Here is a 14,472-nt window from a genome sequence, read left to right on the forward strand (position 1 = left end):
GGCTAGTTGACCTCCCCGCCCGCAGCGGCGTTCACAGGTGCATCCGCGAACGACGCCTGGTATGCGGCGAACTGGGCGCGCTCCTCGTCCACGAGGGCGTGGCCGTCCGCGTAGATGTTCTCGAAGATCGACATCGGCTCGGGGTCCGGCATCGACCGGACCACGTCCCGCACTCGTTTGCCCAACGTCTCGCTCTCGGCCTCGAGTTCCGCGAAGAATCCCTCATCCGCGTGACCTTCGGCCTCCAGGTGGGCCCGCAGCCGCAGGATCGGGTCCTTGGCCTCCCAGGCCTCCCGCTCCTCGTCGCGGCGGTAGCGCGTCGGGTCGTCGGAGGTGGTGTGCGCGCCCATGCGGTAGGTGAACGCCTCGATCAGCGAGGGTCCCTCGCCGGCGCGCGCCCGCTCCAGGGCCCACTTGGTGACCGCGAGACAGGCAAGCACGTCGTTGCCGTCGACGCGGACACCGGGGAAGCCGTAGCCCTGCGCGCGCTGGTAGAGCGGCACCCGGCTCTGCTTCTCCGTCGGCTCGGAGATCGCCCACTGGTTGTTCTGGCAGAAGAACACCACGGGGGCGTTGTAGACGGCGGAGAACGTGAACGCCTCCGCCACGTCGCCCTGGCTGGTGGCGCCGTCTCCGAAGTAGGCGATCACCGCGCTGTCGGCGCCGTCCTTGGCCACGCCCATCGCGTAGCCGGTGGCGTGCAGCGTCTGCGAGCCGATGACGATCGTGTACAGCTGGAAGCCGTTGGTGTTGGGGTCCCAGCCGCCGTTGTTCACGCCGCGGAACATGCCGAGCAGAAGCGTCGGGTCGACGCCCTTGCACCAGGCGACGCCGTGCTCGCGGTAGGTGGGGAAGACGTAGTCGTCCGCGCGGGTCGCGCGGCCCGATCCGACCTGTGCGGCCTCCTGCCCGAGCAGCGACGGCCACAGGCCCAGCTCGCCCTGTCGCTGCAGGGTGACGGCCTCCGCGTCGAAGCGGCGGGTGAGAACCATGTCCCGGTACAGGACACGGAGGTCGTCCGGAGTGATGTCCGCGACGTACTTGTCGTACGCCTCGTTCTCGACCCGTACGCCCTCCGGGGTCAGGAGCTGTACGAGCTCGGGCTCACCGCCCTGAGCGGCCTCTTTGCCCTGAGCGACGTCATTGCCCCGAGCGACGTCCTTCTCTGCGCTCGTGCTTTTCTTGGCGCTCGCACTTGCGCGCTTGCCGCCGCTGCCTGCGCGGCGCGGTGTGCGCGCGGCGGTGCTTTCCACGGTCACGTGTGCTCCTCCGTCGGTCCGGCCCCCGGGGTCCACCGGGAGGCCAGTACGGCTCGCCCGATTCCAGCCCGTCGCACGGGGTGGGTGCGGCTCAGCCGGGACAAGGCGTGACAGTTGCTCCGGCGAGCACCCTTCTCCAAGCACGTTACCCAGTGCGTCCCAAAACTGTGAAACCTTCTCTGACCTGCAATTTTGCTTGGATTTCCAAGTAAATCCCGCTAGGAAATCCAAGTAAATCGAGAGGTGCGGAAACACAGCCTGGTCACGGCACTGATCACAGCCTGGCAGGGGGCCGGAACACCGGCACGTTATCCCGCCCACCTAGGGCACGGGAAGAGTTGATGTGTGACACTGACAGCGTGCGCGAAGAAGGAAAAATCACCGTATTCCTGCTCGACGATCACGAAGTCGTCCGGCGCGGAGTCCATGAGCTGCTCTCCGTGGAGTCCGACATCGAGGTCGTCGGCGAGGCCGGTACGGCGGCGGACGCGCTCGTGCGCATTCCGGCCACCCGGCCGGATGTGGCGGTCCTCGACGTGCGCCTTCCGGACGGCAGCGGCGTCGAGGTGTGCCGCGAGATCCGTTCGCAGAACGACTCCATCAAATGCCTGATGCTGACGTCGTTCGCCGACGACGAGGCCCTCTTCGACGCGATCATGGCCGGTGCCTCGGGCTATGTCCTGAAAGCCATTCGCGGCAATGAACTGCTCTCGGCGGTACGCGACGTCGCAGCCGGAAAGTCCCTCCTCGACCCGGTCGCCACGGCCCGCGTCCTGGAGCGCCTGCGCGACGGCAACAACGCCAAGGGCGACGACCGCCTGGCGAACCTCACCGAGCAGGAACGCAAGATCCTCGACCTGATCGGCGAGGGCCTCACCAACCGCGTCATCGGCGAGCGACTGCACCTCGCCGAGAAGACGATCAAGAATTACGTCTCCAGCCTGCTGTCGAAGCTGGGCATGGAGCGGCGGTCGCAGGCGGCGGCGTACGTGGCGCGGATGCAGGCCGAGCGGCGCTGAACCGTCGTAGGAGCGGCGCTGAGCCGTCACACGAGCGGCACCAACGGGCCTCAAGTGGCGCCAATAGGTCTTGTCCGGGACTTATGGCCCCCTCTTCCGGGGCGGGCGGCTCTTCCTCCGGCGCGGGCCGCTGACGCAGGGTGGGGGCATGCCGACCGAAGAACAGCTCGCGTACGAACTGCTGCGGCGCACGGACTACGGCCGGGTGGCGACCAGCATGCGGGCGCTGCCCTTCCTCGCGGTGGCGCGGCACGTCGTCGTCGACGGCCGCATCCTGCTGCGCATGCACCGGGGCCTGGGCTACCACCAGGCGTGCGCGGGCAGCGTCGTCGCGTACGGAGCGGACAATCTCGGCACCGAGACGGAGCGGGACGGCCAGTGGATCGTCCAGTTCGTGGGCCAGTGCGAGACGGCCAGCCCGACCGCCGCGGAGCTGAGCCTCTTCGGCCAGGCCCCCCACCACGTGGACGGCGCCCTCTACGACCCGGTGTACCTGGTCATGGACCCGCAGCTGGCCAAGGTCCACACCCTGACCCATCGCGTGCCCGCCGCCGTGTGACACCGGCCGCGGGCCCGCGAGTCACTCCGTGTCGCCCTCGCCGCCCTGGGCGGCACCCTCGTTGTTGCCCCCGTCGTCCGGCGGATCCGTCGGATCGGTGGGCTCGGTGGGCGGATCCGTCGGATCGGTGGGCGGATCGGTCGGATCCGTGGGCGGATCGGTCGGATCGGTCGGCGGGTCGGTCGGATCCGTCGGAGGATCGGTCGGCTGCGTGGGCTGCTGGGTGTCCTGCGTGGGCGGCCGGGTCCAGTCGCCCCCGGTCTGCCCACCGCTGCCGTCCCCACCGGGCTGCGTGGCCCCGTCGGGAGTCTCCTCGTCCTTGCTCTTGCTGGGCGACTTCTCCTGCGACTGCTTCGTCGACGGCGTCGTAGGGGTCTTGTCCTTCTTGTTGCCGTTGTCGTCGCCCGCGGACAGCGCGAAGGCGACGCCCGCCGCGATCGCGATGACGGCGAGCACGGCGAGGATCCACACCTTGCCGCGACCGCGCCCGCGGCCACCGTCGCGGTGACCACCGTCGAAGCCGCCGTCGTCGCCGCCCGGGGGCCGCAGCATCGGCCCGGGGATCTGCTGCGTGCCGGAATCGCCGGGGTGCGGCATGGCGGCCGTACCGGCGACACCCATCGCGGGCGTGTGCGCGCCCTCGTGCATGCCCGCCATCGCGACCGGGCCGGTGTTCCAGGTCCCGGTGTGGCTGCCCTGCTCGGCCAGCATCTGCAGGCCGTACTGGACCAGGCCGCGCATTTCCTCGGCGGTCTGGAAGCGGTCGTCCGGGTCCTTGGCGAGCGAGCGCATGACGAGCCCGTCGAGCTCCGGCGGCGCCGCGTCGGAGACCTCCGACGGCGGCACCGGAGTGTCCTGGACGTGCTGGTAGACCACGGAAAGCGGCGTCTCGCCGGTGAAGGGCGGCCGCAGCGCGAGCAGTTCGTACAGCAGACAGCCGGTCGCGTACAGGTCGCTGCGGTGGTCGACGGCCTTGCCGAGCGCCTGCTCGGGCGAGAGGTACTGCGGCGTGCCCATGACCATGCCGGTCTGCGTCATCGTCGACTGCGCCCCGTGCAGGGCGCGCGCGATGCCGAAGTCCATCACCTTCACGGCACCGGTGTGGGTGATGCTGACGTTCGCGGGCTTGATGTCGCGGTGCACGATGCCGTGCTGGTGGGAGTACGCGAGCGCCTCGAGCACGCCGGACACGATGATCAGGGCCTGCTCCGGACCCGGGGCCTCCGCGTTGATCAGCAGATCCCGGATCGTGCGGCCCTCGACGAGCTCCATCACGATGTACGGCACGGAGTTGCCGTTGATGAGGTCCTCGCCGGAGTCGTAGACCCCGACGACCGCGTGGTGGTTCAGGCCGGCCACCGACTGCGCCTCGCGCGTGAAGCGGGCCTTGGACACCGGGTCCTCGGCGAGGTCGGAGCGCAGCAGCTTGACCGCGACGGTGCGGCCCAGACGTACGTCCTCGGCGGCGAACACCTCGGCCATGCCACCGCGGCCGAGCCTGCCGGTCAGCCGGTACCGGCCGTCGCCGACAAGTCCGCCGTTGCCCCACATCTCAGGCGAGTCCGACATGCCGCCGCCAGTCGCCTCGGGGTCGGACGGGCCCTGAGCGCGCTGCGTCTGTGCCATCAGTCCTCGCCGTCGTTTCTGATCGTGGTCCGTCGTGGTCCGTCGTGTGAGGAGCGTGTACCGGATACGTGATAGAGCGGTACGGGGTACTCCGCCGTGCCACGCTACAGCCTTCCCGGCGGCCCCCGGTCCGACGTGGACCGGCCATCAAACCCGCCGGGGGCCCCACCGGGCAAACTTGTAACGCTTCCGAGACGCTTCTTGCGCGTACGGTCACGGAACGGGCACCGAGCTTGACGTGGCACTGCCCTCGGGCAGACTTGGCCAGGAATAGCGGATCGATCACCGTCGTCAAGACGTCTTCGGTCGCCACCCTTAGCCACAGTCACAGCAGCGGCGCCGTCTCGCGCCCGCGCCGATGGGGGACGCACGACATGAGCCAGGACGGCGCTCAGGGCCGGTACGCGGGCAGTTCACTGGCCGGCGGCCGTTATCAGCTGCGCGATCTGCTCGGCGAGGGCGGCATGGCCTCGGTGCACCTCGCGTACGACACCGTGCTCGACCGCCAGGTCGCGATCAAGACACTCCACACGGAGCTCGGCCGCGAGCAGTCCTTCCGCGAGCGCTTCCGCCGCGAGGCCCAGGCCGTGGCCAAGCTCACGCACACGAACATCGTGTCGGTCTTCGACACCGGCGAGGACGATCTGGGCGGGGCGACCATGCCCTACATCGTCATGGAGTACGTCGAGGGCAAGCCGCTCGGCTCGGTCCTGGACGCGGCGGTCCGCCAGCAGGGCGCGATGCCGACCGACCAGGCCCTGAAGATCACCGCCGATGTGCTCGCGGCCCTGGAGATCAGCCACGAGATGGGCCTGGTCCACCGCGACATCAAGCCCGGCAACGTGATGATGACCAAGCGCAACGTCGTCAAGGTCATGGACTTCGGCATCGCCCGCGCCATGCAGTCCGGCGTCACGTCGATGACGCAGACCGGCATGGTCGTCGGCACCCCGCAGTACCTCTCGCCCGAGCAGGCGCTCGGCCGCGGTGTGGACGCCCGCTCCGACCTCTACTCGGTCGGCATCATGCTCTTCCAGCTGGTGACGGGACGGCTCCCCTTCGAGGCGGACTCGCCGCTGGCCATCGCGTACGCGCACGTCCAGGAGGAGCCGGTCGCTCCCTCCTCGATCAACCGTTCCCTTCCGCCGGCGATCGACGCGCTCGTCGCCCGCGCGCTGAAGAAGAACCCGAACGAGCGCTTCCCGACCGCCGAGGCCATGCGCGACGAGTGCCTGCGGATCGCCCAGTCCTTCCAGACGGCGGCCCCGAGCATCGTCCCCGGCACCCAGACGGCGAGCGGCGCGGGCGTGGGCTCCGCGGTGTTCCCGCCGGTCGACACCGCGGCGCCGGCCGCGGGCGGCGTCCACACGCCGTACCAGCCGGGTCCCTACGGCCCCGCGACCCCGGCCCCCACCCCGGGCTACGGCTACCCCCAGCCGGGCTACCAGACTCCGGCACCCACGAACGCGTACGCACCCCAGGCGTCCCAGACGCCCCCTCCGTACAACATCTCCCCGCAGCCCGCGGCGGCGATGCCGTCCGGCGGCTCGGGCGGGCGCGACTCGGGCGGCGGCAAGCGGAACATGCCGGTGATCATCGGCTCGATCGTCGTGGCCCTGCTCGCGATCGGCGGCGTGATCGCCGCGGTCACGCTGAGCGGCGGGGGCGACGACGACGGCGGTGGCGGCAAGGAGTCGAAGAAGCCGGTGGCGGGTCACCGGGGCCCGGACCGGACGAAGACCGTCGAGAAGACGCTCTGCACCGAGCCGGACACCGCGTACAACGACCCGGACAAGATCAAGATGCCGGAGTTCGCCTACAAGGACTGGCGCTCGGTGCTGTCCTGCCTGCAGGCGGCCGGATGGCACTACGACAAGAACGAGGTCGACGAGAACACGTTCGGCGAGGACACGGTCATCCGGACCGTGCCCAAGGCGGGCGAGGACATCGACCCGAAGGACGTGGACATCCAGTTCGACATCTCGTCGGGCAATCCGGCCTGACGCCAAGTCCTACGGGCCCCACGAGAACTTTTTTCCTGCAGCGGTCACATTCTCCTAGCGCCATCCGTCAGTGAAGTGAAAGCAAGGCGGCGAGGCACCGGCCGGGCCACAGCCACCGCGACGAACACCCACTCGGACGCAAAGGACACGATCATGCAGGCACGGATGAAGAACCCGGCTTTCGTCCTCCCCGACGGCATCAAGGGCATCGGCACCCTCTTCAAGGCCATCAACGACGGCGGCCTCTCCCAGGAGATCCAGGAGATCGTGGGCCTGCGGGCCAGCCAGATCAACGGCTGCGGCGCCTGCGTCCACGGCCACACCGAGAACCTCGTCAAGGCCGGGACCAGCACGGAGCGGCTCGCCGCCGTGGCCGCCTGGCGCGACGCCCCCTTCTTCACGGACGCCGAGCGTGCCGCCCTCGCCCTGACCGAGAGCGTCACCCGGCTCGCCGACCGCTCCACCGAGTCCGTCCCTGACGAACTGTGGGACGAGGTCGCCGACCACTTCGACGAGCGGGAGCTGTCCGCCCTGATCCTTGTCATCGGCGTGACGAACATGTTCAACCGCATCAACACCACGATCAAGGAGCCCGCCGGCACGAAGTGGGGCTGAGCCGCACGGTGAAGGGGCCCGGCACACAGGTCGTGTGCCGGGCCCCTTCGTCGTACGTGGCCTCGTACGGGCCGTTCCCGACGGCTTAGAGGTACGGACCGCCGCTGCGGCCCGCGATGCCGCCGTCCTCGCCGTCCTCGTGACCGCCCACGCCGGGCGGCAGCGCGCGGCGCATCTGCTCCAACTGGGCCCGCGCCGCCATCTGCTGGGCGAACAGGGTCGTCTGGATCCCGTGGAAGAGGCCTTCGAGCCAGCCCACCAACTGAGCCTGCGCGATGCGCAGTTCCGCGTCGCTCGGCGTCGTCTCCTCGGTGAAGGGGAGCGAGAGCCGCTCCAGCTCCTCGACCAGCTCGGGGGCAAGCCCGTCCTCCAGCTCCTTCACCGAGCTGGCGTGGATCTCCTTGAGGCGCACCCGGCTCGCCTCGTCCAGAGGTGCCGCCCGCACCTCCTCCAGAAGCTGCTTGATCATGCTGCCGATGCGCATGACCTTCGCGGGCTGCTCGACCATGTCTGTCACCGGGACCTCGCGGGACTCGTCGTCTCCGCCACCGAGAGCCATTCCGTCCTGGCCCACGACCAGGACCTGGGGGTTCTCCGGCGACCGTTCGTTCCTCGGCATCTCCATGCCGCCATTCTCTCGCACCTGTTGCTCACACCTCCGTGGTGCCCCCATTGGACGGTGATCCACCGTGTACGGGGGCGTTCGCCGTGTCCACGAGGGGGCGACCCGGGGGACGGCTCCCTCGTCCTGCGGGTGTCCTGCGAGCAGGGCCGGACGGGTCAGCCCCGGCGCAGCCGCAGGCCGAGGAAGCCGAGCCCGAAGCCGATCAGGACCATGCCCGCGCCGAGCGGCAGCACCCGCAGGCCCGGGAACGCGGGGCCCTCGGCCGCCCGCTCCCGTGGCGCGTCGGCGGTGCCGGGCGGCGGGGGCAGGACGGGGGTCGGCCTGGGCCGCTCCGGGCGTACCTCGCGGGGCGGGGGTGGCAGCGGACGCCAGACAGCCGGGTCGGGCACGGTCCCCGGCTCCGCCCGCCCGGGCCGCTGCCGCCCTTCGCCCGCACGGCTTCCGGCCAGCGATCCGGTGCCGTAGTAGGGGGCGGAGGCCGAGGGGGAGGGCGACGGGTCGGAGGGTGTGGGGGCGGCGGGGGCTGTGAGCGCGGTGACGGCAGTGGGGGCGGTCGTAGCTGCGTACGCCGTCGACGTACCGAAATCGAATCCGATGCCGCTGCCCGTGCCGCTGCCGACACCGATGGGGAGCAGCGCCGCCGCGAGGACCGCGGGCAGCGCCGCGCGGCGGAGCGCGCCCCGCAGCCGTGATGTCACCGCGCTGACCCCCTCCCGGTGCCGGGTCGTCGCCGAGATCGCAGAACGCCCGGACCCGCGCCGCACGCGAGGATCAAGGGGCGTACGGCCAGCGTCACATGACGCGCCGCATCCGGCATCTCGGCGACGCCCGGCCCGGGGAGGAAGGCTTCAGGGTGCGTCGCGGCGGGTGGAGCCCGCTCAGGTCGCGGTCGGCTCGCGAGTGAGGAGGACCTTGCCGATGTGCCCGCTCTCCTCGAGCACCCGGTGCGCGGCCGCCGCGTCCCGCATCGGCAGGACACGGTCGACGACCGGCCGGACCTGGCCCGCGCCGATCAGCGGCCACACGTGTTCCCGTACCGCCGCGACGATCGCGGACTTCTCGCTCACGGGGCGGCCGCGCAGCGAGGTCGCCGTGATGGCGCCGCGCTTGCCGAGGAGCGCGGCGATGTTCAGCTCGCTCTTCACGCCGCCCTGCATGCCGATGATGGCGAGGCGGCCGTTGACGGCGAGGGCCTGGATGTTCCGGTCCAGGTACTTGGCGCCCATGATGTCCAGGATCACGTCCGCCCCCGCGCCGTCCGTGGCCCGCCGGATCTCCTCGACGAAGTCCTGCTCGCGGTAGTCGATGAGCACGTCGGCGCCCAGCTCACCGCAGACCGCCAGCTTCTCCTTGCCGCCGGCGGTCACCGCCACCTTGGCGCCCACGGCCTTCGCGAGCTGAATGGCCATCGTGCCGATGCCGCTCGCACCGCCATGGGCCAGCAGGGTCTCGCCGGGGTGCAGGTGGGCGACCATGAACACGTTCGACCACACCGTGCAGGTGACCTCGGGCAGCGCCGCCGCCGTCACGAGGTCGACGCCGTCCGGCAGGGGAAGGACCTGCCCGGCGGGCACGGCGACCCGCTCCGCGTACCCGCCGCCCGCGAGCAGCGCGCACACCTCGTCGCCGACCGACCAGCCCGCGACACCGGGGCCGAGCGCCGCGATGCGGCCCGAGCACTCCAGGCCGGGGTAGGGCGACGAGCCGGGCGGCGGGTCGTAGAACCCCTGCCGTTGCAGCAGGTCGGCGCGGTTCACGGCGCTGGCGGCCACATCGATGAGGACCTCGCCCTCACCTGGTACGGGATCGGGGACCTCGGCCCACTGAAGCGCCTCGGGTCCGCCGGGTTCGGGGATCGTGATCGCATACATGCGAGCGAGGCTACTCCCGGGCGCCCGCGGTCACCGGGTCGGCGGCGGCCGGTGGCGCCCGTCGCGGTCGGCGGGCCGTCGCAGTCCGCGGGCCACCGCGGTCACCGGCCTTGCGGCGCTGCCGGTTGCGGGGACGCCCGGACGATGGTGATCAGACGGTCCGTCAACTGGAGCTCGCCGATCGCCGGATCGTCGTACCCCAGGACGCGATGGCCGCGTACGACACTGACGATGAGGTCGTCCGTCTCCCGCACACCCCGCCCCACCTCGGCCTTTATCACCGGCCGTTCGACGAGGTCGAGCCCGCTGCCCTGCTGGATCAGGTCCTCCATGACCAGGCCCGCACTCGGGCTGAGCACCGAGAGCCCGAGCAGTCGGCCCGCCGCGCTGGCGCTGGTGATGACGGCGTCGGCGCCGGACTGGCGCAGCAGCGGCGCGTTCTCCTCCTCGCGCACCGCGGCCACGATCTTCGCCTGGCGGTTGAGCTGTCGCGCGGTGAGCGTGACGAGCACCGCCGTGTCGTCGCGCTGCGTCGCGATGATGATCTGGCGGGCCCGCTGCAGCTCGGCCCGCAGCAGCACGTCGCTGCGCGTCGCGTCTCCGACGACTCCGGCGAAGCCCTCCGCCGTGGCCGCTTCGACGGCCTTCGCACTCGGGTCGACGACCACGATCTGCTCGGGCTTCAGGCCGGTGGCCTGCACGGTCTGCACCGCGGACCGGCCTTTGGTGCCGAAGCCGATGACGACGGTGTGGTCACGCAAGTTGGACCTCCAGCGGGACAGCCGCCATTCCTCGCGGGTGCGTTCGGTCAGCACTTCGAGGGTGGTGCCGACCAGGATGATCAGGAAGAGCACACGCAACGGCGTGATCAGGAAAATGTTGCTGAGCCGCGCGCTGTCGCTGTACGGCACGATGTCGCCGTAGCCGGTCGTGGAGAGCGTCACGGTGGCGTAGTACGAGGCGTCGAGGAAGTCGATCTCCCCGTTGGCGTTGTCGTGGTACCCCTCGCGGTCGACCCACACGATGAGGATCGTCAGGAAGAGCACGAACAACGCCATCAGCAGCCGCCTGCCGACCTGCCGCAGCGGTCGCTCGATCACGCGCTTGGGCAATTTGACCCGAGACGTCACCAAATGCTCGTCGGCTTGGCGCGCGATCGCGTCGTGGCCGGGAAGTTTCACGTGAAACACTCCCCGGTGCCGGCGGGTCCGCCGGTGCCCAACTCACCGTCGTGGTCGCTGGGTTGGCGGGGGTGGTGGGCGGGGTTGCTGGGCTGACGGGGGTGGCCGGGCTCGCTGGGCTGACCGGGCTGACCGGGGTGGCCGGGCTGACCGGGGTGGCCGGGGTGGCCGGGCTGACCGGGGTGGCCGGGCTGACCGGGGTGGCCGGGGTGGCCGGGGTGGCCGGGGTGGCCGGGGTGGCCGCTTCCGCCCATCCCACCCACTCCGCCCATCTCGTACGCTCTGCCCGGTTCCGTCCAGGGCAGGTCGAGGATCTCCAGCTCCTCGCCCTTGCGCGCGCCACGCGGCGGAACCACGGCGAGCCCGTCGGCGGCCGCGATGCCGCGCAGCATCGCGGGGCCGTTGTAGTGCAGCGGCACCGCGTACTCCCCGCGCAGCGTGACCGGGACGAGCCGGGTGTCGTACGGATGGCCGTGTACGTCGTCGCGCAGGGGCGCGGTGTACGGCTCCGGGGCCGGGCGACGGCTCCCGAGCGCGCGCAGCAGGGGCTCGGCCAGGGTGAGGAGGCCGGAGACGGCGGCGAGGGGGTTGCCCGGGAGGCCGACGAGGTGCCGCTGCCGCTCGCCGGCTCCGGAGGGGAGGCGGGCGAGCAGCATGGGGTGACCAGGCCGTACGGCGACGCCGTCGACGAGCAGCTCGGCGCCGAGGCGGTGCAGCGTGGGGTGGACGTGGTCGACGGGCCCGGACGCGGTGCCTCCCGTCGTCACGACGACATCGGCTGTGGACGTGGCGAGGGCTTCGTACAGCGCCTCGGCGTCGTCCCCGAGCCGCCGGACCGCGGTGACCTCCGCGCCGAGCGACCGCAGCCACGGCGGCAGCATCGGGCCGAGCGCGTCCCGGATGCGGCCCTCCTGGGGCAGTCCCTCGGTCAGCAACTCGTCGCCCAGGACGATGACTTCCGCGCGGGGGCGGGCGGCGACGTACAGCGCGTCGTACCCGGCGGCCGCGGCGAGGCCGAGGACCGCGGGGGTCACCAGGGCGCCGGGGGGCAGCAGTTGGTCGCCCGCGCGGCACTCCTGGCCGCGTGGGCGGATGTCCTGGCCGGGCACGACCTCGCGCTCGGCGTGCAGCCGGCCCTTGCCGTCGACGTGACCGTGCTCGCTGCGGATCACCGCGGTGGTGTCCCCCGGGATCCGGGCGCCGGTCGCGATCCGCACCGCCTCACCGTCACCCAACGGCCCGGGCCTGTCCTGCCCCGCGAGGATCCCGCCGTCCAACAACACCCAGGGCCCCGGCCCGGCCACGGCCCACCCGTCCATCGCGGAGGTGTCGAAGGAGGGGAGGTCGGTGAGGGCGGTGAGGGGGGTGGTGAGGGTGCGGCCGAGGGTTTGGGGGAGGGGGGTTGGGGTTGGGGAGAGGGGGGTTGGGGGGAGGGCGTGGGTGGAGGGGCTTGGGTGGGTGGGGGTGCCCTGGTGGGAGGCGGGGCTTGGGTGGGTGGAGGTGGTCGCGTGAGTGGTGGTGCCCGGGTGGGCGGCGGTGCTCGCGGGGGTGACGGTGGTTTGGGGGGTGGTCGCTGGGCGGGCGGTGGTTTTGGGGGGTTGGGAGGCCTTGGGGGCTTGCGGGGCCTGGGGAGTGTGCGGGACCTGGGGGGCCTGGGGGGCCTGGGGGGCCTGGGGGGCCTGGGGGGCCTGGGGGGCCTGCAGAGCTTGCGGGGCCTTTGCCGCCGCGGTCGCGGCTGCGGTGCCTGCGTGGCGGGCGGTGGAGCGGGCCTGGCGCCAGGGGGTGGTGTGGGCGGCGGGTGCTGGGCCTTCGGAGGTGCGGGGGGTGGGGTGTGCGCCGGGGGTGGTGGAGGAGTGCGTGCCGGGGGCGGCGGGGTCGCCGGGGGCGTTGGCGTCGGGTCGGCGGCCGGGCGCGTTCTGCCGGTCGCCGGATGGGTTGGCGCGTCCTGCGGGGGCTTGACGCGGGGCTCCGGGCCTAGGGGGGTGAGCGCTGGACGGGGCGGCGGTGCCGGGTGCGCTGGGTGCACCGGCTGTGCCGAATCCGCCAGGGGTGCCGGGCGCGGCGGACACGGCAGGTGCGCCGGGTGTGCCGGGTGCGCTGGACCCACCGGGCGTGCCGGACGCACCGGGCGTGCCAGCCGCACCAGGCGTGCGGGGTGCACCAGGTGCGCTCGCCGCGCCGGACACGTCGGCGGCTTCCCCGTACCCCGGCCGGCCAAGGCCGTGCTCGCCCCCGCCCCGGTCCTCGTTCGCGAGGGCGAGTGCTTCGTCGAGCTCGGGTTCGGCCGCGTGCTGCCCGTTCACGGGGAGTCCGGCTTGGTGGTGGAGGTGGCGTCCGGGGCGGAGTCGGGCGAGTGCGTGCCGGACGGCGCGGGCGCCCCGCCGGTGGCGTCCGGCCGGTCCTCCTCGGCCCACCGGGCGGCGAGCGCAGCCGCCTTGCGGGCGGCGTCCGCCACGGCTTGCGTCCCGCCCCCGCCTGCGGTGGCCTGCGCCGCCGCGTACCCCACGAGGAAGGTGGTCAGGGGCGCCGCGGGCCGGGCCACACCGTGCGCGGCGTCGCGGGCGAGGTCGAGCAGGATGCCGGTGTCGACGTCGAGCTCGATGCCCAGTTCGTCCTTGACTGCGGTAATCCATTCATCCAACACGTGCCCATGCTCCCTGATCCGCGCGCGGGCGGCGGCGATGTCGTCCCAGGTGTCGCAGTCGAACGCGGCGAGGGAGTCGGCGACCCGCACCAGCTCGAGCCCCCCGACAAGCCGCCGCAACGAAAGCCCACTGAGCCCACGCACACCACCCGCACCACCTGACGAAGCACCCCGCCCACCGCCCGAACCCGCTGCCACCGCGCCCGGCAGCGCACCACCACCGCCCCTCGAACCGTCTGCCACCCCGCCCGACGGAGCACCGCCACCGCCGGAACTCGCTGCAGCCCCGTCCTTCGGGGCACCTCCACCCATCGAGTCGGCTACCGCCCCCTCCGGCGGAGCACCCCGGCTGCCCGCCGAACCCACGGCAGCCGCGTCCGGCAGGGCACCGCCACCACCCGAACCCACCGCAGTCCAGCCCGGCGAAGTACCGCCACCTCCCCCCGAACCCGCCGCCCCCACACCCTCCTCCGCCAGCTCCCCAAGCCCTCTCCGCAGCGCCGCGCTCCGGTACACCGCGACCAGCGGCTGGTCCCGGCCTTCGGGGTCGGTCAGGACCGCGCCGTCCGCGCCCTCGGCCGCACACAGCGCCGCGACGAGACGGCGCACCGTCTGTTCCCGGAGAAACGGCAGGTCGGCGGAGAGCACCACGACAAGGTCGGCCCGGGTGAGGCGCAGCCCGGCGTCCAGCGCGGCCAGGGGCCCGCCGCCCACGGGCTCCTCGCGCGCCCACACCACGGGCCTCCCGGTGGGCCGGGGCTCCGCGACGACAACCGTCGTCCCCGCCCCGGCGCACGCCGCGAGCACCCGCTCAAGCAGGGCCCTGCCGCCCACCCGCACACCCGGCTTGTCCGCGCCACCGAGCCGCGCGGCCCGCCCGCCCGCGAGCACGACGGCGTCGAACGGGACAGCGGTGCCCACGGGGTCGACGGAACCGACGAAACCTACGGAATCGACAGGAGCGCCGGGGGCAGTGGGGTCAGTGGAGCCAACGTGGTCGGTGTCGGGGTCCGACGGCGGGGGCGGGGGCGCGGTCATCCCCCGAGTATGGGCGTGCGAGGGATCAACGC

At 72.3% G+C, this 14,472-nt stretch carries 11 protein-coding genes and 1 pseudogene; 4 read left to right on the forward strand and 8 right to left on the reverse strand.

The window, feature by feature from the left end:
• Positions 1 to 2: 2 nt before the first annotated feature.
• Positions 3 to 1,259: a pyruvate dehydrogenase (acetyl-transferring) E1 component subunit alpha gene (gene pdhA / locus IEY91_RS12855; protein WP_189174040.1), complete on the reverse strand. Its 1,257-nt coding sequence runs from the start codon at positions 1,257 to 1,259 to the stop codon at positions 3 to 5.
• Between the two features lie 359 nt (positions 1,260 to 1,618).
• Between pdhA and IEY91_RS12860 the strand changes: the two genes are divergently transcribed.
• Both IEY91_RS12860 and IEY91_RS12865 read left to right on the forward strand, forming a co-directional pair.
• Complete coding sequence (locus IEY91_RS12860; RefSeq protein WP_306309893.1) at positions 1,619 to 2,278, forward strand: response regulator; 660 nt, start codon at positions 1,619 to 1,621, stop codon at positions 2,276 to 2,278.
• Positions 2,279 to 2,426: 148 nt separating this feature from the next.
• A complete protein-coding gene (locus IEY91_RS12865; RefSeq protein WP_164322800.1) occupies positions 2,427 to 2,837 on the forward strand; it encodes a pyridoxamine 5'-phosphate oxidase family protein in 411 nt (136 codons plus the stop codon).
• A gap of 21 nt (positions 2,838 to 2,858) precedes the next feature.
• On the opposite strand, the gene IEY91_RS12870 is transcribed toward IEY91_RS12865, so the two are convergent.
• Entirely contained in the window at positions 2,859 to 4,463 is a 1,605-nt protein-coding gene (locus tag IEY91_RS12870; protein WP_189174042.1) for a protein kinase domain-containing protein, read from the reverse strand.
• 374 nt (positions 4,464 to 4,837) lie between these two features.
• Between IEY91_RS12870 and IEY91_RS12875 the strand changes: the two genes are divergently transcribed.
• Positions 4,838 to 6,466 carry a protein kinase domain-containing protein gene (locus IEY91_RS12875; RefSeq protein WP_189174043.1) on the forward strand — a complete coding sequence of 543 codons (1,629 nt, stop codon included), beginning with the start codon at positions 4,838 to 4,840 and terminating at the stop codon, positions 6,464 to 6,466.
• 153 nt (positions 6,467 to 6,619) lie between these two features.
• A complete protein-coding gene (locus tag IEY91_RS12880; RefSeq protein WP_164322806.1) occupies positions 6,620 to 7,081 on the forward strand; it encodes a carboxymuconolactone decarboxylase family protein in 462 nt (153 codons plus the stop codon).
• 85 nt (positions 7,082 to 7,166) lie between these two features.
• Here the strand turns inward: IEY91_RS12880 and IEY91_RS12885 are convergent, their stop codons facing one another.
• From IEY91_RS12885 to IEY91_RS12910, 6 genes and pseudogenes are all read right to left on the reverse strand, one after another.
• The gene (locus IEY91_RS12885) at positions 7,167 to 7,706 is read right to left on the reverse strand and encodes a bacterial proteasome activator family protein (protein WP_164322808.1); all 540 of its coding nucleotides are present in this window, start codon (positions 7,704 to 7,706) and stop codon (positions 7,167 to 7,169) included.
• Between the two features lie 155 nt (positions 7,707 to 7,861).
• On the reverse strand, positions 7,862 to 8,404 hold the full coding sequence (locus IEY91_RS12890) for a hypothetical protein (protein WP_189174044.1): 543 nt from the start codon (positions 8,402 to 8,404) through the stop codon (positions 7,862 to 7,864).
• 180 nt (positions 8,405 to 8,584) lie between these two features.
• A complete protein-coding gene (locus IEY91_RS12895; RefSeq protein ID WP_189174045.1) occupies positions 8,585 to 9,577 on the reverse strand; it encodes an NAD(P)H-quinone oxidoreductase in 993 nt (330 codons plus the stop codon).
• Between the two features lie 101 nt (positions 9,578 to 9,678).
• Positions 9,679 to 10,758 carry a potassium channel family protein gene (locus tag IEY91_RS12900; RefSeq protein WP_189174046.1) on the reverse strand — a complete coding sequence of 360 codons (1,080 nt, stop codon included), beginning with the start codon at positions 10,756 to 10,758 and terminating at the stop codon, positions 9,679 to 9,681.
• A gap of 284 nt (positions 10,759 to 11,042) precedes the next feature.
• A pseudogene (locus IEY91_RS41765) lies at positions 11,043 to 12,461 on the reverse strand (molybdopterin molybdotransferase MoeA); the annotation flags it as partial.
• Between the two features lie 596 nt (positions 12,462 to 13,057).
• Positions 13,058 to 14,323, reverse strand: a complete 1,266-nt coding sequence (locus tag IEY91_RS12910) for an NTP transferase domain-containing protein (protein ID WP_229696915.1) — start codon at positions 14,321 to 14,323, stop codon at positions 13,058 to 13,060.
• Positions 14,324 to 14,472: the final 149 nt, after the last annotated feature.

The sequence above is a fragment of the Streptomyces lasiicapitis genome (assembly GCF_014646335.1).
GTDB classification, from domain to species: Bacteria; Actinomycetota; Actinomycetes; order Streptomycetales; family Streptomycetaceae; genus Streptomyces; species Streptomyces lasiicapitis.

Coding starts and splice junctions, on each gene's coding strand:
- IEY91_RS12865 (WP_164322800.1), top strand. CDS start 2,427: ATGCCGACCGAAGAACAGCTCGCGTACGAACTGCTGCGGCGCACGGAC.
- IEY91_RS12870 (WP_189174042.1), bottom strand. CDS start 4,463: ATGGCACAGACGCAGCGCGCTCAGGGCCCGTCCGACCCCGAGGCGACT.
- IEY91_RS12875 (WP_189174043.1), top strand. CDS start 4,838: ATGAGCCAGGACGGCGCTCAGGGCCGGTACGCGGGCAGTTCACTGGCC.
- IEY91_RS12880 (WP_164322806.1), top strand. CDS start 6,620: ATGCAGGCACGGATGAAGAACCCGGCTTTCGTCCTCCCCGACGGCATC.
- IEY91_RS12885 (WP_164322808.1), bottom strand. CDS start 7,706: ATGGAGATGCCGAGGAACGAACGGTCGCCGGAGAACCCCCAGGTCCTG.
- IEY91_RS12895 (WP_189174045.1), bottom strand. CDS start 9,577: ATGTATGCGATCACGATCCCCGAACCCGGCGGACCCGAGGCGCTTCAG.